20 protein-coding genes are annotated in these 18,993 nt (G+C 40.4%); 7 read left to right on the forward strand and 13 right to left on the reverse strand.

The features are described 5' to 3' along the window. The first annotated feature begins 20 nt into the window (after positions 1–20). Genes pilC through coaE form a run of 3 tightly spaced genes read left to right on the forward strand, consistent with a single transcriptional unit; the run spans position 21 to position 2,705 of the window. Positions 21–1,247, forward strand: coding sequence for a type II secretion system F family protein (gene pilC / locus F928_RS20200; protein WP_005079343.1), 1,227 nt, complete (start codon positions 21–23; stop codon positions 1,245–1,247). Further along, a complete protein-coding gene (locus tag F928_RS20205) occupies positions 1,247–2,107 on the forward strand; it encodes a prepilin peptidase (RefSeq protein ID WP_005079345.1) in 861 nt (286 codons plus the stop codon). The genes pilC and F928_RS20205 overlap by 1 nt, the downstream gene beginning before the upstream one ends. A gap of 1 nt (position 2,108) precedes the next feature. After that, a complete protein-coding gene (gene coaE / locus F928_RS20210) occupies positions 2,109–2,705 on the forward strand; it encodes a dephospho-CoA kinase (protein WP_005065869.1) in 597 nt (198 codons plus the stop codon). Here the strand turns inward: coaE and F928_RS20215 are convergent. From F928_RS20215 to F928_RS20230, 4 genes are all read right to left on the reverse strand, one after another. Next, positions 2,702–3,616 (reverse strand): DMT family transporter, encoded by a 915-nt coding sequence (locus F928_RS20215; protein WP_005079347.1) that lies wholly within the window; start codon positions 3,614–3,616, stop codon positions 2,702–2,704. The genes coaE and F928_RS20215 overlap by 4 nt on opposite strands. A gap of 35 nt (positions 3,617–3,651) precedes the next feature. Continuing rightward, positions 3,652–4,401, reverse strand: a complete 750-nt coding sequence (gene rlmB / locus F928_RS20220) for a 23S rRNA (guanosine(2251)-2'-O)-methyltransferase RlmB (protein ID WP_005079348.1) — start codon at positions 4,399–4,401, stop codon at positions 3,652–3,654. A 102-nt stretch (positions 4,402–4,503) separates the two neighbouring features. Then, entirely contained in the window at positions 4,504–4,830 is a 327-nt protein-coding gene (locus tag F928_RS20225; RefSeq protein ID WP_002115102.1) for a pyrimidine/purine nucleoside phosphorylase, read from the reverse strand. 76 nt (positions 4,831–4,906) lie between these two features. Continuing rightward, positions 4,907–6,217: a tetratricopeptide repeat protein gene (locus F928_RS20230; protein ID WP_002114682.1), complete on the reverse strand. Its 1,311-nt coding sequence runs from the start codon at positions 6,215–6,217 to the stop codon at positions 4,907–4,909. Positions 6,218–6,331: 114 nt separating this feature from the next. On the opposite strand from F928_RS20230, the gene recN reads away from it, so the two are divergent. The 3 genes from recN to ruvX all read left to right on the forward strand — a co-directional run bounded on the left by recN (position 6,332) and on the right by ruvX (position 9,117). After that, entirely contained in the window at positions 6,332–7,999 is a 1,668-nt protein-coding gene (recN, locus tag F928_RS20235) for a DNA repair protein RecN (RefSeq protein WP_005079353.1), read from the forward strand. 123 nt (positions 8,000–8,122) lie between these two features. After that, the gene (locus F928_RS20240; protein WP_002114753.1) at positions 8,123–8,677 is read left to right on the forward strand and encodes a YqgE/AlgH family protein; all 555 of its coding nucleotides are present in this window, start codon (positions 8,123–8,125) and stop codon (positions 8,675–8,677) included. After that, positions 8,677–9,117, forward strand: a complete 441-nt coding sequence (ruvX, locus tag F928_RS20245; RefSeq protein WP_002115066.1) for a Holliday junction resolvase RuvX — start codon at positions 8,677–8,679, stop codon at positions 9,115–9,117. Before F928_RS20240 ends, ruvX begins: the two co-directional genes overlap by 1 nt. Before the next feature lie 31 nt (positions 9,118–9,148). Here ruvX and ydhJ read toward each other — a convergent pair whose 3' ends face one another. The 4 genes from ydhJ to F928_RS22270 are packed head-to-tail and all read right to left on the reverse strand — an operon-like array spanning position 9,149 to position 12,610. After that, on the reverse strand, positions 9,149–10,150 hold the full coding sequence (gene ydhJ, locus F928_RS20250; protein WP_002114928.1) for an HlyD family secretion protein: 1,002 nt from the start codon (positions 10,148–10,150) through the stop codon (positions 9,149–9,151). A 39-nt stretch (positions 10,151–10,189) separates the two neighbouring features. Further along, positions 10,190–10,396 (reverse strand): DUF1656 domain-containing protein, encoded by a 207-nt coding sequence (locus F928_RS20255; RefSeq protein WP_002115096.1) that lies wholly within the window; start codon positions 10,394–10,396, stop codon positions 10,190–10,192. Next, positions 10,389–12,488 (reverse strand): FUSC family protein, encoded by a 2,100-nt coding sequence (locus F928_RS20260; RefSeq protein ID WP_005079357.1) that lies wholly within the window; start codon positions 12,486–12,488, stop codon positions 10,389–10,391. Before F928_RS20260 ends, F928_RS20255 begins: the two co-directional genes overlap by 8 nt. Continuing rightward, the gene (locus F928_RS22270; RefSeq protein ID WP_002115031.1) at positions 12,479–12,610 is read right to left on the reverse strand and encodes a hypothetical protein; all 132 of its coding nucleotides are present in this window, start codon (positions 12,608–12,610) and stop codon (positions 12,479–12,481) included. The genes F928_RS20260 and F928_RS22270 overlap by 10 nt, the downstream gene beginning before the upstream one ends. Before the next feature lie 367 nt (positions 12,611–12,977). On the opposite strand from F928_RS22270, the gene F928_RS20265 reads away from it, so the two are divergent. Further along, positions 12,978–13,751 carry an IclR family transcriptional regulator gene (locus F928_RS20265; RefSeq protein ID WP_002114686.1) on the forward strand — a complete coding sequence of 258 codons (774 nt, stop codon included), beginning with the start codon at positions 12,978–12,980 and terminating at the stop codon, positions 13,749–13,751. 184 nt (positions 13,752–13,935) lie between these two features. Here the strand turns inward: F928_RS20265 and F928_RS20270 are convergent, their stop codons facing one another. The 5 genes from F928_RS20270 to uvrC form a co-directional block, all read right to left on the reverse strand. Next, on the reverse strand, positions 13,936–14,547 hold the full coding sequence (locus F928_RS20270) for an alpha-ketoglutarate-dependent dioxygenase AlkB family protein (RefSeq protein WP_005065844.1): 612 nt from the start codon (positions 14,545–14,547) through the stop codon (positions 13,936–13,938). Further along, complete coding sequence (locus F928_RS20275; protein ID WP_005079360.1) at positions 14,544–15,398, reverse strand: methylated-DNA--[protein]-cysteine S-methyltransferase; 855 nt, start codon at positions 15,396–15,398, stop codon at positions 14,544–14,546. The genes F928_RS20270 and F928_RS20275 overlap by 4 nt, the downstream gene beginning before the upstream one ends. Positions 15,399–15,524: 126 nt before the next feature. Next, on the reverse strand, positions 15,525–16,112 hold the full coding sequence (gene pgsA, locus F928_RS20280; RefSeq protein ID WP_002114808.1) for a CDP-diacylglycerol--glycerol-3-phosphate 3-phosphatidyltransferase: 588 nt from the start codon (positions 16,110–16,112) through the stop codon (positions 15,525–15,527). A gap of 118 nt (positions 16,113–16,230) precedes the next feature. Next, positions 16,231–17,025 (reverse strand): thioesterase family protein, encoded by a 795-nt coding sequence (locus tag F928_RS20285; RefSeq protein ID WP_005079362.1) that lies wholly within the window; start codon positions 17,023–17,025, stop codon positions 16,231–16,233. 121 nt (positions 17,026–17,146) lie between these two features. Then, complete coding sequence (uvrC, locus tag F928_RS20290) at positions 17,147–18,946, reverse strand: excinuclease ABC subunit UvrC (RefSeq protein WP_031944454.1); 1,800 nt, start codon at positions 18,944–18,946, stop codon at positions 17,147–17,149. Between the last annotated feature and the right edge of the window lie 47 nt (positions 18,947–18,993).

The following is an 18,993-nucleotide window of genomic DNA, read 5'->3' on the forward strand; positions in this document are numbered from 1 at the left end:
ATTTAAAATAAGGATAATTCATGACTGTCAAAAAGGCACAAATGATGCCGACTTTTGCTTATGAAGGGGTTGACCGTAAGGGCGTAAAAATTAAGGGCGAACTTCCAGCTAAGAATATGGCCTTAGCCAAAGTCACCCTACGCAAACAAGGTGTAACTGTCCGTAATATTCGGGAAAAGCGTAAAAATATTCTTGAGGGTTTATTCAAGAAGAAAGTATCAACACTCGATATCACAATTTTTACTAGGCAACTTGCAACGATGATGAAAGCAGGTGTGCCACTGGTACAAGGCTTTGAAATTGTAGCGGAGGGTCTGGAAAACCCAGCCATGCGCGAGGTGGTACTCGGAATTAAAGGTGAAGTTGAAGGTGGTAGTACCTTTGCTTCAGCTTTAAGGAAGTATCCTCAACACTTCGATAACTTGTTTTGTTCTCTTGTAGAGTCTGGTGAACAATCTGGTGCGCTTGAAACCATGTTGGACCGTGTGGCAATTTACAAAGAAAAAAGTGAATTACTTAAGCAGAAAATTAAGAAGGCTATGAAATATCCAGCAACGGTTATTGTAGTTGCTGTGGTTGTTACCATTATTTTGATGGTTAAAGTAGTTCCTGTTTTCCAAGACCTGTTTTCTTCTTTTGGTGCAGATTTACCTGCATTCACCCAAATGGTCGTGAATATGTCGAAATGGATGCAGGAATACTGGTTCATTATGATTATTGTGATTGGAGCAGTGATTGCTGCCTTTCTGGAAGCCAAGAAGCGCAGTAAAAAATTCCGTGATGGGTTAGATAAACTTACACTGAAACTACCTATCTTTGGCGATCTGGTTTATAAGGCGATTATTGCCCGCTATAGCCGTACTTTAGCCACCACGTTTGCCGCTGGTGTTCCTCTCATTGATGCGCTTGAGTCAACGGCTGGTGCAACCAACAATGTCATTTATGAAGAAGCCGTCATGAAAATTCGTGAAGATGTTGCTACCGGTCAACAACTCCAATTTGCAATGCGTGTTTCAAATCGTTTTCCATCTATGGCTATACAAATGGTCGCAATTGGTGAAGAATCTGGTGCACTAGACAGCATGCTCGATAAAGTTGCCACTTATTATGAAAATGAAGTTGATAATGCCGTTGATGGTTTAACTTCAATGATGGAACCTTTAATCATGGCAATTTTAGGGGTACTCGTAGGTGGTCTAGTGATTGCTATGTATCTTCCAATTTTCCAAATGGGCTCAGTCATATAATGCAAGAAATTATTGCTTATTTTATTCAAAACTTAACTGCACTTTATATTGCAGTTGCACTGTTGAGCCTATGTATTGGTAGCTTTTTGAATGTGGTGATTTATCGCACCCCCAAAATGATGGAACAAGATTGGCAGCAGGAATGTCAAATGTTGCTTAATCCCGAACAACCCATCATTGAGCATGAAAAGCTGACATTAAGTAAACCTGCTTCATCATGTCCTGCATGTCAGCAACCGATCCGTTGGTATCAAAATATTCCAGTTATAAGTTGGTTAATGTTAAGAGGAAAATGTGGCCATTGCCAACATCCTATTAGCATTCGTTATCCAGCGATTGAATTACTCACGATGCTATGTTCATTAGTAGTCGTCATGGTTTTTGGTCCAACCCTACAAATGCTTTGGGGGCTAGTGCTCACTTGGATTTTGATTGCTTTAACATTTATAGACTTTGATACTCAGCTACTACCTGACCGTTTCACCCTACCTTTGGCCGCTCTCGGCTTAGGTATTAATACCTTTAATATTTACACCTCGCCTAACTCAGCTATTTGGGGATATTTAATCGGCTTTTTATGTCTTTGGATTGTGTATTACTTATTTAAAGTGATTACAGGCAAAGAAGGTATGGGCTACGGCGACTTTAAATTACTTGCCGCATTAGGCGCGTGGATGGGGCCATTGATGCTGCCATTAATTGTGCTATTGTCATCTTTACTTGGTGCAATTATTGGCATCATTTTATTAAAATTACGCAATGACAATCAGCCCTTTGCCTTTGGGCCCTACATTGCCATTGCAGGTTGGGTTGCCTTTTTATGGGGTGACCAAATTATGAAAATTTATTTGGGAGGTTAAGATGGCTTTTATTCTGGGAGTCACAGGTGGTATTGGCAGTGGGAAATCTGCTGCAACACAATGGTTTGAATCCCAAGGAATCCAAGTCGTCGATGCCGATATTGTTGCTCGCGAAGTGGTTGAAAAAGGCCAACCTGCCCTCCAAAAAATCCAACAAACTTTTGGAGATTGGGTACTTCAACCCGATGGCAATCTAGACCGCCGTGCACTACGTGAATATATTTTTCAAAACCCTGAAGCAAGACAAACACTTGAGAAAATCACGCATCCAGCCATTCGCCAATCTATTATTCAACAGCTACAAAACCCAAAAAGTCCTTATGTGATTTTAGTTTCACCCCTACTTTTTGAAACCAACCAGCATGAATTGGTTAATCACACTTTATTAGTTGATGCAAGTGAACAAACTCAAATTCAGCGTGCAAGCCAACGTGATGGGCAAAATCAAGAACAAATCCAGAAAATTATTGCTGCACAAATGCCACGCGAGCGTAAACGTGAACTTGCCAATGACATTGTGTTTAATGACGGATTACTCGAACATTTATATCAGCAATTAGAACCTTTACATCAAAGCTATTTGAAGCGCGCCAACTAGTCTTGCTTATTTTGCTGCTGAATCTTTTGTGCCAAGCTATCTTGTCGAAACCAGCGCCAAGGTTGTAAGGCACCGATTCCCATTCCAACCAAGCCCACAACAATCGATGGACTTAAAGACTCATCAAGTAAAGGTACAGCCAAAATGGCAGCAATAAACGGTGCCAAAGTAACAATACTTCCCGTTTTAAAAGCACCAAGTCGCTGAATCGCTGCTACATAAGTCAAAGTTGCGATAATAACAACAAACACACCGTGGAAAATGCCCTGTATCGCTAGATGAACAGGACTGACTTCCATGAAATGTTTAGGCAAAAATAAAGCATAGATGGGTAAGTAAATAATTGCAGACCAAATCGCAACACTCGCCATAGAGTGCCATGCGGAAAGTTTCCACTGTTTAAGTAATACAGTGAAAATGCCCCACCAAATCGCACTAATAAAAAGAAGTAAATCCCCCATGCCAAAAGCAGAAGCATTACCTTGCAACATCAACACACTCATGAGAGCCAAGGCAGTGATCATAATTGCAAGACTCACCCATGTATGCTTATCAAATGGTTGTCTAAATAAAATGTATGCTGCAATTGCAGTACAGATAGGAATACAACCATTTAAAAAAATGGCAGCATGTGCAGCGGGAGCATAGAGAAACGCGGTATAGACGGTAAGACAATAAATAACTCCGCCAATGAGCGCCAAAATAACAGCGTGCTTACTCCATAAAAAAGCGAGATCTTTCTTATAGATCAAAATCGGCATCAAAATCAGGAAGGCGATAGCAAAGCGCAGTGCAGCAATGTCCCAAGCACTGATGTGCCACTGTGCATTTAAACGGGCAAAAAGTGTAAACCCGCCCCAAATGCACATGGTCACCAATACAAAAAAATAACCTTGCTTACGGGGAGACATATCAAGACTGCTTACAAACTAGAAAGGCAGCTAGATTATACCTCAGAACGCTGACGGCAAGCCTCATAAAGTGCCATACCTGTTGCCACGCTCACATTTAGACTCTGTAAATTTCCAGACATCGGAATATAAACTTTATGATCACACTGTGCCTGTGTAATTGGGCGTAAACCCGTATCTTCTGCTCCCATCACGATCACGACTGGGCCAGAGAAATCACATTTTTGAATTGGCATTGCACTTTCATCAAGCATAGTGCCAATCACACGTGTATGAGTCGTCTCTTTGAGATGGGCTAATGTACGAGCCAAGTTTGTGACTTGAATAAATTTAACTTTTTCAGCTCCACCCGCTGCAACTTTACGAGCTGTTGGGGTTAAACTTGCTGAACGATCACGAGGTACAATTACTGCTTGCACGCCCATTGCAGCAGCGGTACGGATGCAAGCCCCTAAGTTATGCGGATCTGTCACCTGATCTAATGCCAGCAATAAAGCATCTGGGGTTTCAGCTAAGATCTGATCTAGATCTTTTTCATTTAAAGTCGGATGTGGACGTACTGCTGCAACCACACCTTGATGAAACGGTAGACCTGCAAGCTTTTCGAGACTATCACGGCTTGCTTTTTGTACACTAATTCCAAAAGGCTCTGCCAATTGCAAAATCTTTTGCAAACGCTGGTCATCCCGTCCTTTTAAAGTAAACAGGGTTAGCACACGTTCCGGTTCAAGTTCTAACAATGACTCCACTGAATGAACGCCATAATAATATTCCGGTTTTGCCATGCATGACCTCTAACAACGTTTGAGCAAAAAAATAAAAATCCTGCAAAGCCAACTTCACAGGATTTCTTTGGGCATAGTGTACCCGATTTGAATAGGAATTTCTTAGCCTTCTAAATGGCACACGTAATCGAGCACTTCATCAGTTTCGATTTTAAAAAGACTATTACCAGGCACATAAAATGATTGGCCTGCACGGAACAACTCACTTTCATTACTGTCCGCGATTGTTACACGGCATTCACCTGAAATAATTTCCATACGCTCAGGAACATGGGTTTCAAAAGTTAAAGCTTGCTCAGTCGGCAAAATAACACCTAGTGTTTTTTTTGTTCCATCTTCAAATTGCACGGTATGGCTGATACATGCTCCACCAAAATAAACGTTTGATTTTTTGATGACCGTTACATGATCAAATTGGGTTGAACTCATGCACACTCTCCAGATAATGCCGTATTTATATAAATTATGATGAATGTAGTTTAATTGTGCCTAAATAACTAATCAATCAGTTTTCATACGGATAGACTTGTAATTTCCACTGCTGTGCCTGAATTTTTTTGGCAAAAGCATAAGGTAAGTTAATCTCAATATTTCGACTATTCGACACAATTGCATCGTATCTGCAAACTTCGACCTGATTTTCATCTAGAAGTACCCAACACACTCTCTGTGCAGTTGGATGGGCAACTGCTGTAGCAACTACCGGTGAACCGTCATTCATTCCTACATGAAAATTTTCGCTGTCGTTTTGCATTAACGCCAGATCATAAACTGGAAAATCGATAGCTTCTGAATCGAATTGCTGGCTATCGTGTATAAGCACACTTTGTTTTAAAGTCGGCCAAATACAGTAGCGCAAATAATGCTGATCCATCACCCGATTATCCAGATAACGTCCGGTGGCAACATAATCCCTGATATGTGCTTCAATATTATGAAAAATCCCCGTACATCCACCCCACATTCCCGCCAAAATTAACTCGGTATGAGAATAATTGTCTCGCATTAAGTGAAACCATTTATCACTCTTGAGCCAAGCGTCTACAGCTGCTTTTTCGCGGTGCGAGACAATGGAGTCGGCATCACGTATCAGAAAACGCTTAATTGTCGGATCATCCATTACAAAAAAGCGCCAAAACAAACCAGATAGCTGTTTTTGAGAATCTGTAACCTGAATAACTTGCGCGCCCTTCTCTTTTAAACGCTGTTGCACCAGTACTGGCACAGTATCATCGACATAAAAGCGACACGTCCATTCAGGATAAATTTGTTTGGCTAACTGAATATTTAAAATAGAAGTTTCACAATAGCGAGGATTTCCCCCAAACAAAGAAAAAGCAATAATATTTTCTTGAGGGTTTGCACTAAAGGTTAGTGGTACCTGATCTGGAATTGCCAAAACAGGTTCGCTCTTCGCTAGTTCTTTTTTAGTTGCAATTGCCAAGCGTCCAAATTTGATTGTTTCTTCTTTTTTATTTAAATGATGACAAACTTCTGTGAGTCCATCATATAAGTTTGTATTTACATTAGCTCCACTTGCTTGAATCGCTTGTAAATAATGTTGATAGGCATCGTTATAACGGCCTAAGCGTAATTCGGTATAAGCTAAATCTGATAAGGCGCCAGCATGCTTGGGAACCAAATTAACAGCTTGTTTAACATGTTGATAAGCTTTGGCATAATCCCCTTTTGCTGCTGCCTGTTTAAATGCATTAAAATGCTGATTTAAAATTTTATTCATTTCTGCAGGATTGTTTTTTTTATGGCGGTTGATCATCCCTATTGGTGGTTTCGGTAAGCTTAATGTTTTTTTCATTGTAAATATCCGCAATCTTGCTGTTCTATAATTTCAGTTAGAATAATAGATCACTTGTAGCAAATTCAAAACTTCTCTATCTTTAACCCATAATTTGGCGCGTTGGATGCGTTTATGCTCACACATTTAACTTTAATTAATTTTGCATTAGCTGATCATTTGGCTATTGATATAGAACAAGGATTTAATGTTCTAACAGGCGAAACAGGTGCCGGAAAATCATTATTACTGGATGCACTCTCTGCCTGCCTAGGGGAACGTACAGATACAAATTATGTCCGTTATGGTTCGGACAAAGCGGATATTACCGCTGTTTTTACCTATCAAAATAATAGTCCTGAAGCAAAATGGCTCCAAGACCACGAACTAGATGATGATTCTGGGGAAATTCATTTACGTCGTGTTATTTTTGCAACTGGCCGTAGTAAAGCATGGGTCAATGGACGCCCAAGTAGTCTATCTGAACTCAAAGAATTAGGCCGTTTGCTCGTTCAGCTCTATAGTCAGCACAGCCAGCAGCAGCTGCTTGAACCGCCTTATCCAAAGCATTGGCTAGATCGTTATAACAATTTTTATGCTGAAGCAAATGATGTACGTGAAGCCTATAGCACATGGCAACGTACCATTCGTTTGCATCAAGCAGCCTTAGATGCACAAGCAACCCGACTGCAACGTATTGGTACTTTAGAGCATCAAATTGAAGAGCTCGAAGAGGTCATTCAAACTGACTATAAAGAAATTGAGCAAGAGTTCGATCGCCTCAGTCATCATGAACATATCATGCAAGATTGTAGCTATAGCCTAAATGTGCTTGATGAAGCTGAGCAAAACATTACTCAAGAAATGTCTTCGATTATTCGTAGATTAGAATCCCACGCGGGGCGTAGCGAACAACTTTCTGAGATCTATAATTCTTTACTGAATGCTCAAAGTGAAATAGATGATGCAACAGCAAACTTGCGTCAATTTATTGATCGTCAAAGCTTTGATCCTGAACGAATGGAAGAACTAAACTCCAAGTTGGAAGTTTTCCATCGTTTAGCACGTAAATACCGAACTCAACCAGAAACGCTTAAAGAAGAATATGAAGCTTGGCAAAGCGAGCTTGAGCAATTACATCAACTTGAAGACCCAGAAACACTGGCAGAACAAGTTGAGAAGTCGCATAAGGAGTTCTTAGAGAAAGCTCAGCATTTAGACAACATTCGTCGTGAAGCTGCTGCTCCACTTGCTAAACAATTAACCGAACAAGTCAAACCTTTAGCACTACCAGAAGCACATTTTGAGTTTAAGTTTGAACCATTAGAGCAACCTACCGCTGAAGGCTTAAGCTTTATTCAGCTGTTATTTACTGCCAATAAGGGTATTCCTCCACAACCATTAGCACGCGTCGCTTCAGGTGGTGAACTTTCACGTATTGCGTTAGTTATGCAAGTCATGAACGCTGAAAAAACCGAAGCAGAAGTGTTAGTGTTTGATGAAATTGATGTCGGGATTAGTGGTGGTACAGCAGAAGTTGTGGGACGTTTACTTGCCGACTTAGCCCAACATGTTCAACTTTTATGTATTACCCATCAGGCACAAGTTGCTGCACAATCAGATCAGCATTTATTAGTTAAAAAGCAACAAACTGATCCGGCAAGCAGTACAATTGTGGAACTAGACGAAAATCAAATCATTTTTGAGTTAGCTCGCATGTCAGGTGGTGTTGAAATTAATGAAACAACCTTGCAACACGCAAAACAATTACGCCAACTTAAATTTCAGGCTTCTTCAAATTAATAAAAAATGAGAGAAAAAGATTGGCGAAATCCGATTAACTCTTGTATGTTGATAAAAAGAACCTATATAGATAAAAGGGTCGAGAGACCCTCTAGTGACATTTTTTGAGGGAGAACCGCTTAGGTGACCAAACAATATCTGACTCACCGTTGTCTGATTGCCCCGCCAGAAATGGCAGATGACTTTTTCGCAAACACTGTAATTTATCTTGCCCGTCATGATGAAGAAGGTGCTCAAGGCATTATTATTAACCGCCCTTCCGGCATTCAAATTAAAGAATTACTCAATGATCTCGACATTGAAGCAGACAATGTAAATCCACATGTGGTTTTACAAGGTGGCCCATTACGTCCCGAAGCTGGATTCGTTCTTCATACTGGACAACCGACATGGCATTCATCTATCGCTGTAGGTGAAAATGTTTGTATTACCACCAGTAAAGATATTCTTGATGCGATTGCCCACAATGAAGGTGTTGGTCGATATCAAATTGCTTTAGGTTATGCGAGCTGGGGTAAAAACCAGTTAGAAGATGAAATTACGCGCGGTGACTGGCTCATTTGTGATGCCGATATGGATCTGATTTTTAACCTGCCTTATGACGATCGTTGGGATGCAGCTTATAAAAAGATCGGTGTAGATCGTGCATGGTTAGCATCTGAAATCGGACATGCTTAATGACCGAAACACAATCAAAATCGATTATGGCTTTTGACTTTGGTACTCAAAAAATGGGAATGGCGATTGGCCAGTCTTCAATTGAAAGTGCCAATCCCCTCCCTCTATTTGTGATGAAAGATGGTATTCCAAACTGGGATCAGCTCTTAAAAATCGTGAAAGAATGGCAACCTGATCTATTTTTGGTTGGTTTGCCTTTGAATATGGATGATAGCGAGTCAGAACTTTCTACACGTGCCCGCAAATTTGCGAGACGTTTACGCCATCAAACCAATATTGAAACATTAATGGTAGATGAGCGTTTAACTACACGTGAAGCACGAGAAGAACTCGGTTTCTACCAAGAGCAAGGTCGAGCAAAAAAACTTTCTGCAGATAGTTTTGCAGCCGCCTTACTCATTCAGAGTTGGTATCGAAATCCGGTCGGTTTGACCCCGTAATATTAAAAAGGAAGGCTAAAGCCTTCCTTTTTTATTTCTCGATAATATGTACAGTTGCCGTACGTCCAGAGACAAAAGCAAGCTGGTTCTTTGGTGTTTCATCCAATACGATTTTCACAGGTACACGCTGCGCTAAACGAACCCAACTGAACGTTGGATTTACATTGGCAAGAAGTTTAGAGCTGCTTGAGCGTTCACGATCTTCAATACCTGATGCAATACCTTGTACATGGCCTTTAATTTTTTGGCTATCACCCATTAACTGTACACTGGCCTGATCGCCGACATGAATACGGTTTAATTTAGTCTCTTCAAAATAGCCCACAACATAGAGTTGTTTACGGTCAAGTAGTGCCGCAACAGCCTGACCAACTTGAACATAGTTACCTGGGCGCATATCAAAGTTAGATAAAGTACCATCAGCTGGAGCAATCACCGCAGCACGATGCATATTAAGCTCGGCCAAATGCAAGTTGCTCGTTGCCGCCTCAATCAGAGCCTGTTGTTGCTTAACAGTTGCTTCCGCTTGTTGAATAGCAGCTTGGAGTTGCTCATGTTCAGCATGAGATTGATCACGAGTTGCGAAAACTTGATCTTGTTCTTGTTTAGAGATGGCGCCATCCATAAGATTTGAGTAGCGGCTTGCATTTTTCTCGGCTAGTTTAATATTCGTATCTGATTTAATCAGGTTCGCTTTGGCTTGTGCTAAACCAGCTTGCGCTTGGGCAAAGGCTGCATTTGCTTTTGCTAAATCAGATTTTGCCTGCTCTACATCTAAAGCTCGGCGGGAAACATCAATTTTAAAGAGCACCTGACCTTTTTTCACAGTCTGGTTATCTTGAACCAATACTTCTGTCACAAGCCCCGCGACATCCGAAGATACTTGAATAACGTCACCACGAACTCGACCATCCCGCGTCCACGGCGCCGCGTTATAGTAATTCCACAAATGCACAATGGTATAGACCGCCACCATTAATGCGACAATCAAAATTACTGGACGGATGACTTTTTTCAAATCCACCTGATTCATTTCACTCACCTAACTCAATCTTTAATTTCGCAAACATCTCTACGCGCCGACCCCAACAAAAATTTGATGTATTACCAAAAGTAATAAGAGGTAAAAACACAAATTAAAAATACTAGGTAATGCAATCCAGCCTTGTGCAATCAACTTATTTGTTAAAGGACTTAACCCACGGAAACAGATATATGCCAAGAGTGCTTGAACGAGCAAAGAAGGCACATAAATACCATAAACATTAAACTCACCCATTTGCTGTGGCTCCTCTCAGGGTGCTGTTTTCATTCATTTGCTCTGATGAAACGTGGCACATGCTATAAGCAATATTGTTCAGTGAAATGAGTAGTCTTTGTCGCATAGTCATATCTTCAACATTTGAAGCAAGCTGTTTTAATTCAAATAACGCTCGGTAGATTCGCTCTACTAAAGCGGTCGTATCATTTTCATCGTTTTCTTTAGCTCTAAACAACTCATCCAGATTTTGTTGCAAATCGCCAATATGCTGAGTGAGTTCGGATGTTTGAGGAAACTGATTGGCTAACTCTTGCAATCGGCTTAAATCAACAATACTACTCGACTCAATCAGAGCCTGATGAATTGAAGTTTTAATCTCGTCTGATTGCACCATTTTGCTGTTTAGAATCCCAATCCGATCTAGCATACTGCGTAGATGAACTTTAAAATCAAGACCATATGGCAGATAGATCGCTTGTCGCATGGCGCGATAATGCAAGGCTAAAATACGGCTTGCACTTGTATCTGGTGACATGGCACGAACAACGTCAATGACAATCAAAGACACTAAAACACCTAAGATCATGGCAAATGAACTATCAAGATAAGACACTGCATCCATGCTATAAGCATTGTGTAGGTTTAGTCCCATCATGGTATTAATACCCAACACCATGCCTACTGGCATCAGCATCTGGTTAGCCATCATAGACACTGCGAATAAGAACATCGGTAACAAAACCAGACCAAGTTCCCAAAAAGTTGTGACATGCGGGAAAATACCAAATGCATAAACAAAGACTAAAACGGCTGAAGCTATACTGCCCCAGATAAAAATACGCAGAACCGGAACCGGATTATCTAAAGCTGTTAAAATGCAGGCGGTTACTGCGCCCATCTGTGCCATCATAAATCCAGCTTTCCACCCCGAAACAATCCAGACTCCAGTCACAATAAATGTAATTAGGACTGCACTAATACCGCCTCGTATCGCTACACCATGGTCACGGTGCAAACTTGGATATTTGGTCGTCATTGGGGTAATGTTGTCAGGAATTTCTTTATTACCTTGCTGAATTCGCTGCCACAAAACTTTAACCGCTAAAACATTGCTAATGAAATGACGCACATCCATTTTCATGGCCGCAACTAAAACTTGTTGATGTGTAGAAGCCGACTCCATCAAACTTGCAAAATCGCATTCAAACTCATCAGGCAACTGCAAAATATTTTCATCAATAATCAGATCTTTTTGCTCTAAAAACTGTACAACATGAGCTGAAAGCTGTTGCAGTTTTTCTGCATGAGTCTCGATAAATCGAAGTTCTTTAAGCTGCTTAATACGCTCAGATAAAGCGACTAGATTAGCGACCACCATTGAGATTTGATGAAGCATTTCCTGCAAGGGTTTGGTCATACCATGCAACTCGCCCTTCTCATAGCTCAAATGTACAGCCAAAGCATGAATATCTGTGGTGTCGCGAGTAATGGCAGCCAAGAGCTGAGTATTGTTCTGCTGCGAATCTGTATTTAATAAATTAGCAAAAAGATTCTCTGTATCTTTTAGGGTTTTTATCACCCGCTGTTTAATTGCCGAGCCAATATGCATTGGAAGAATCGTGGCAGAAACCACTGCACTTGAAATCACGCCAATCGAAATTTCTATAACCCGAGCTAAAGCAATATCGAATATATTGTATTGATCAATATAGGTAATCGCATTGAAGACGATCATGGCTGTCGAGTAACCCGCCAGGATAAAAGCGTAACTACGTGGAGTACGATCGAGTAACGACACATAAAGCGCAAAACCCACCCACAACGACAACACCACGGTAAATATCCAAGGTGTATTAATTAGATGGGGCGTTAGGGTTAGGGCAATCACAGCTCCGCCAATTGTCCCTACCACTCGATAGACACATTTAGAGGACACCATTCCTGAATATGGATTGGCAATAATCAGGACCGTACCAATCGACCACATCGGGTTAATCAGATCTAATTCAAACGAAACAAATAGTGCCAACATTCCGGCAATAAATGTTTTTAAGGCAAAGATCAGATCAAGCCTACTCGGGCGAAACGCCAGTATTTGCTTTAATAACATGAACTCATCTCAAATACAGATTTGAACTGATGAGCATGCCCTTCAATATTTGATTGTCTTTCTAAAGACAACACAACTTTGCCATTTGCCTCAAAGCAAATGATATGAGGAGCATCCTTCAATACAATGATTTTTCCACATCTCGCCTGATTGGCCGAAATGATTTCAGTTTGGGCGCCATTTAAACGGCCAAGCTTTGGAAAGAAGAGGTATCAAGAAATCAATCTAGAACCGACCAATTTCTCGATTAGATATTTTGTTTAGCAATTTTTTCAAAATAAAGCGATTTAGTCAACTAAAATATCTCCATTTGATAATTTGATATATTTTTTAATTATCGTATATGATGTATAAGCCGAAAGAAGTTTTCTTTTTGTCAGAGTAAAATACTCAAATCAGGCATTTATTTTAGAATTGAGACAAATCTTCTTTTTTTCTGTTATAAAAACTCAAAGATGACTCGTTGTTAAAGGATACGAACAAGACATTATGGCAATTTCAAGTTTTGGCAAAATTTTAACCGTACTGGACCTATTTTCAGTTTCGCGTCCAATCATTAATGTCGATATTATTTGCGAAGAACTTGGCTTGTCCAAACCAACGAGTTACCGTTACCTCAAAGAGCTAGTATCAGCTGATCTATTAAAACGCATTAATGGAACCTCTGGCGATTATACCTTAGGCTCAAAAATTGCAGTTCTTGACTATATATCTAGAACAACCGACCCACTCGTTCAGATCAGCACACCATTTATGCGAAATATTGTAGAGCGTACTGAACTGTGCTGTTTGCTTACCTATTTAAATGATGACTATTGCATTGACATACATCATGAAATATTTAAAGACACTGAGCTACTTTCATATGGCCGAGGCTGCCCAAGACCGATTTACGTTGGATCATCTCCAAAAACAATGGTTTCGCATTTAAGTAAACAACGCATGCAAGACTACTACCACCGTTACCAGCAAGAATTAAAACAATCAGGTTTTGCTGAAGATGAACCGAGCTTTATTCAGCGTATGCGTAAAATTAAAAAACAAGGGTTCTATTTCTCACAAGGTGAGATTGACCCAAATGTTTCAGGTCTAGCGGTTCCTGTTCGTTTTTCAAACAAAGAAGTACCTTTAGCTTTGACTTTAGTTGCCTCTAAAAATCGTTTTGATTTTTTAAATGTTGAAAAGCTCATCGAAATTTTGCAAGAAAATGCAGCACTTATTGAACAACGTTTTATGGAATTATCTGAAAAAGGTGAAATCTAAAACCCCACCTTATGATAATTTAAACTTTTCTTACACTTTAAAACATTGAATATCTCACAATATTCTCATATTATGATTTTAGCTCCTATTGATGATTCTTTTCATCAGCAGCTCATCAGTAGAAGCATCCCCCTCAGAGGAATAAGCTCATGCTGCCATCATGGGCTTTTTTCTTGTCTTATTTTTATAAAAACTTAAATTGCCGAAAAGTAAGATTAATACGTGGTTGTAAAATCTTTGTTGAGCGATTTAAACGGTGTTGCCAATATTGTTGAGTCTCACCACGCATCACAATGAGTTGGCCTGGCTGTAGCCACAATTCAATTTTCTCTTTACTTTGAATATGTCTAAAAGAAAATTTACGAGTAGCACCAAAGCTTAAAGAAGCGATTGTGGTGGTTCTTGCCAAAGAAACATCCGAGTCACTGTGCCAAGCCATTCCTTGGGTTCCATCTTCATAAAGATTTGCCAAACAAGAATTAAATTTTTCTGAAAGTATTTGCTCTACCTGTTGTTTTAATTTAGCGAGTGCTTTGTCCCACGGTAAAGAATCACGTGCGACACCCGAATATTTATATTGATAGTAGTCATCTCCATACCATGCAACTTTTCGAGCTGTAATAAAGTGCTTGCCATACAACTTAGCCTCGTCATGTTTCCATGCGAGGTGTTGGTAAAGATAATCAAAATATTGTTCAGCTTCTTCAGGGCTTAAAATACAACCATAGTCCTGAACTTCACCATCGTAGGGTAATAAATTCTCACAAGGCTCTGGAGAAAATAAATCCAAGGTCATACGGTCTCTCCATGTTGCTTTGACATCTCCCAAGCTAACAATGCCAATTTACGCCCCTTTTGCCAATGATATTCTCCGACCATCCCTGTGGCACGGATCACTCGATGGCAAGGAATCAGATATGCAATCGGATTTTGTCCAATTGCAGTAGCAACGGCTCTGACTGCTTTAGGCTTCCCAATTTGCTCTGCAATATCTTGGTAAGTCCGAAGTTGCCCTTCTGGAATGGTGAGCAAGGCTTCCCATACTTGTAGCTGAAATGGAGTTCCAGCCAAATTAAGAGGAAGTTTCTGCTGTAAGTGTTCTGAAAAATCCTGCTCAAACCACTTTGCAATTTGTTGATGCCAAATCGGTGACTGATTTTTCAATTGAGCTTTCGGAAAGTACTGCTTAATGAGTTGTTCAATATTGGCGTGAGTTTCGATAAACCTTATAGAACATATGCCTTTTTCACTACTGACAACCAACAATTCACCGAAGGGACTTGTCTCAACTGAATAATTAAGAATAACGCCTTCGCCTTGTTGTTTATATTCCCCAGGCGTCATCCCTTCAAGCTGAATAAACAGATCGTGTAAACGTCCTGTGCCAGATAAACCCGTATTTAAAGCAGTTTCCAATAAACTCCGTTGTTGCAACAGATGATATTTGGCCTGTTGCAAACTCATATATTGCACAAATTTTTTGGGGCTAATCCCTACCCATTCCTGAAACTGGCGTTGAATATAGCTTGGGCTTAAATTCATATGGCTCGCAACATCGTCTAAACTGGGTTGCTGGTCTAGATGTTCATATAAATATTCAATCACAGTGGCAATTACAGCAAATTGCCGAGAAGAAAGCATTTGCATGTGTCACCTCCTTAGCACTTATATCTTACATTAAAGTAGCCAAAGCCCTATGACGACCCGATTCTTGCACTCTTCAAAAATAAAAAAGCCTTTCATTATAGAAAGGCTTAATCATTCAATATGCACTTAAGGCTGCTTTAAATAAGGCCAAGCTGCTTTGAGGTAAATAAACATTGACCATAAAGTTAAAATGACCGCCGTATATAACAAAGCATAGGCAAGCATTTCTAAAGGCTGCCAATTGAGTAAGAACACACTAATGGCAATCATCTGAAAGGCTGTTTTATATTTACCTACAGTCGATACTGCCACACTGGTTCGTGCGCCAAGTTCTGCCATCCATTCACGTAAAGCAGAAACTGTAATTTCACGTGAAATAATAACAATTGCTGCAAAAGCCATTGAGATCGTTGGATTCCACTGCACTAAAACAATAAGTGCAGCCGCCACCATGAGTTTATCTGCAACTGGATCTAAAAAACGGCCAAATGCTGAAGTTTGGTTTAAAGTTCGTGCCAAATAGCCATCAAACCAGTCGGTAATAGCAGCAAACACAAAAATAGCCGTCAAGATAATATGACGACTCATACTTCCTTCATGTTCACCAATACCCATTGCAGGCGGCCAATACGCGATCACCAAAAATACAGGAATAAGCGCAATACGCGCTAATGTTAGGATATTTGGGATATTCAGGATTCGCCCTGTGGTCATAAACACCGCCAATTAAGTCTTCATGCATCTTGTAACAGACAAAAATACTTTCTTCAATATTGTATCTATCTGTAACAGCCACTTTATACGAAATATATGAATCGAGGAAGTGGACTGCTTAGGTAAATACCGTAACAGTTTGCCGTAAAATTGCAATTAAATGATCATTTTGGTCCCAAAGATGGGCATATTCTGTGGAATAACCTTCACCTGCATATTCAGTTACCACTTTATATTTAAACCAGTCACACAATTGATGTTGGAACGGATGGACATAGGTAATGTGCCAAGTTAAAGAACTTGCAGGAGCAACTTGCTTAAACATCGGCAATACACCAGGCGGCCAAATATCCATCAAAACAATTAAATCTGGCAAAGTCATTTGACGATTTTCATGCTTATCGGGATTAAACCTTGACCATCCTCCAAAGTCAGCATACTGACTTCCTGTAACAGGATAATGACCTTCTGCCCAACATACATCAAAATGTTGATAGCATTCTGGCATTTGTCTAGCAAAAGGAATAGGTTGTAACTCTTCAGGTTGCCTATAAACTGGAACGATAGGCTCATGTCGCACTTCAATATCCGACGCACGCGGCACACCAAAGCTTGCCACCAAAATCGTTTGTACCGCACCATCTTGCCATAAACGGGTTTCAAGTGTAGTGACCGACTTTCCTTCTCTTAAAATTTCAATAGTCAATTGAGCAGGTCCCTGCTGTACAGGCCCCACAAAAGTAATACTACAACTTAATAATCTTTTATTTGGATCTTGAATATTGCAGCAGGCTTTTTGCATGAGTAGTCCAGCAACAAGACCACCAAAAACAGTTCGCCCCTGCAACCACCCTTCAGGTATTTCAATCCATTCCTTTTGTTTTATTTCTTCAAATAATTGCAGTAATGACATTCACTTCCCTAAAGCACTCTGACTTTTGATGAAACATCTTTCATCATTTTAAAAGGAATGTGAATGATCATTCTTGTACTTATATGCCAACTATTTGGTCACTCGGCATAGAAACCTATCTTTATTCATGCAGAATTTTATAAATCGTTCTTGCCATCATTTCACCAAAACCAGGCACAAGAGTAAGCTCTTTTTCAGATGCTTTTAAAACACCTTGAATCCCACCAAAATGGGTTAATAAATCTCGACGGCGCTTTGGCCCTAACCCAGGAATTGCTTCTAAAACTGAGGTACTTCGGCGTTTATCACGTTTAGCACGATGCTTGGTAATCGCAAAACGATGGGCCTCATCACGCACCTGCTGAATTAAATGCAATGCCTTATGGTCTTCTGGTAACTGGATTTTTGTGCCGTCAGTAAAATGCAGGGTTTCAAGTCCGGGTTTACGCCCTTCACCTTTAGATACACCCACCATAAAAGCGTCTAGGCCCAGCTCTTGCATGACCTCCATCGCCATATGAAGTTGGCCTTTACCACCATCAATCAACAGTAAATCAGGCAATATGGCCTTTTTATAACGACGTGTTAAGGCTTGCCGCATAGCAGCATAGTCATCGCCTGCTGTGATGTCTTGAATCGCAAATTGACGGTAGTCGCGTTTACGTGCCCCACCTTGGTCAAACACGACACATGAGGCAATTGGAGCTTCACCCATGGTGTGACTAATGTCAAAACACTCAATACGATCGACAGGTCTTCCCACCACTTGCTCTAACTGATGGAAACGTTCATTAAGTTCTAAATGATTACTCAACTGCCCCTTAATGGCATGTTGAACGTTCATTTCGGCTAGCTCCAGCCACTCGGCACGAGTTTCTCGAACATTACTCTTAATCTGAACCTTTTTGCTAAATTGCTGTGCCAACGCTTCTTGTAATTCTTTACAGTCAGGCAAAGCAATATTTACGATAAGCTCATTGGGAACTTCATCTGCAACTTGAAAGTAAAAGTTCGCCATAAAGTCACTCAGCATTTGCCCAAGATCATCACCGAGCATGTCTGGGAAATAACTTTTTCCACCCAGCATTCGCCCATTGCGTACATACATAATTTGCACGCATGTCACACCTGCCTGATATGCAATTGCCAGAATATCTGCTTCGCCTTTGACTTTAAATACGGCTTGTTGGGCTTGTACTTCACGTAATAAAGATAAACGATCACGGTAAAAAACAGCTTTTTCAAATTCAAGCTCAGCCGCTGCTTGCTCCATTTTGGCAATGAGCTCTTGATTAAGCTCTTTGGTATCACCTTGCAAAAAGCGAATACTATTATTAACGTCTTCTTTATAATCTTCGGGCGAAATCAGACCTACGCACGGAGCTGAACACCGCTTGATCTGGTATTGCAAACATGGACGCTTGCGCTGTGAAAAATAACTATTTTCGCACTGACGCACATTAAAAAGTTTTTGCAAAACCAGTAACGTATCGCGTGCACTATAGGCACTTGGGTACGGGCCAAAAAACTTACCAATTTGGTGCTTACCTTTACCACGCCCACTGGCAAGCCGAGGATAAGGTTTATCAGCCGAAACAAAAATATAGACATAAGACTTATCGTCCCGCAGCATAATGTTATAAGGCGGGCGGTGTTGTTTAATTAAGTTTTGTTCTAAGAGTAAAGCTTCGGTTTCTGAACGAGTAACCAAAGTTTCAATATCATAAATTCGTGCAACTAAAGCTTGTGTTTTAGGATGCTCAATCGTTTTAACAAAATAACTCGACACCCGATTTTTTAGATTTTTTGCTTTGCCGACATATAATAATTCGCCCTCCTTCCCTAGCATTTTATAAACACCTGGAAGCTGGGTCATGTTGGCTAAAATTTTTTCAATATGAGGACGAGCGTTTTGATTCACTATTGGCATGCATGGCTTAATACTGAATACCTAATGTGATGTTTTCA

The organism is Acinetobacter pittii ATCC 19004 = CIP 70.29, assembly GCF_000369045.1.
Classification (GTDB): Bacteria; Pseudomonadota; Gammaproteobacteria; order Pseudomonadales; family Moraxellaceae; genus Acinetobacter; species Acinetobacter pittii.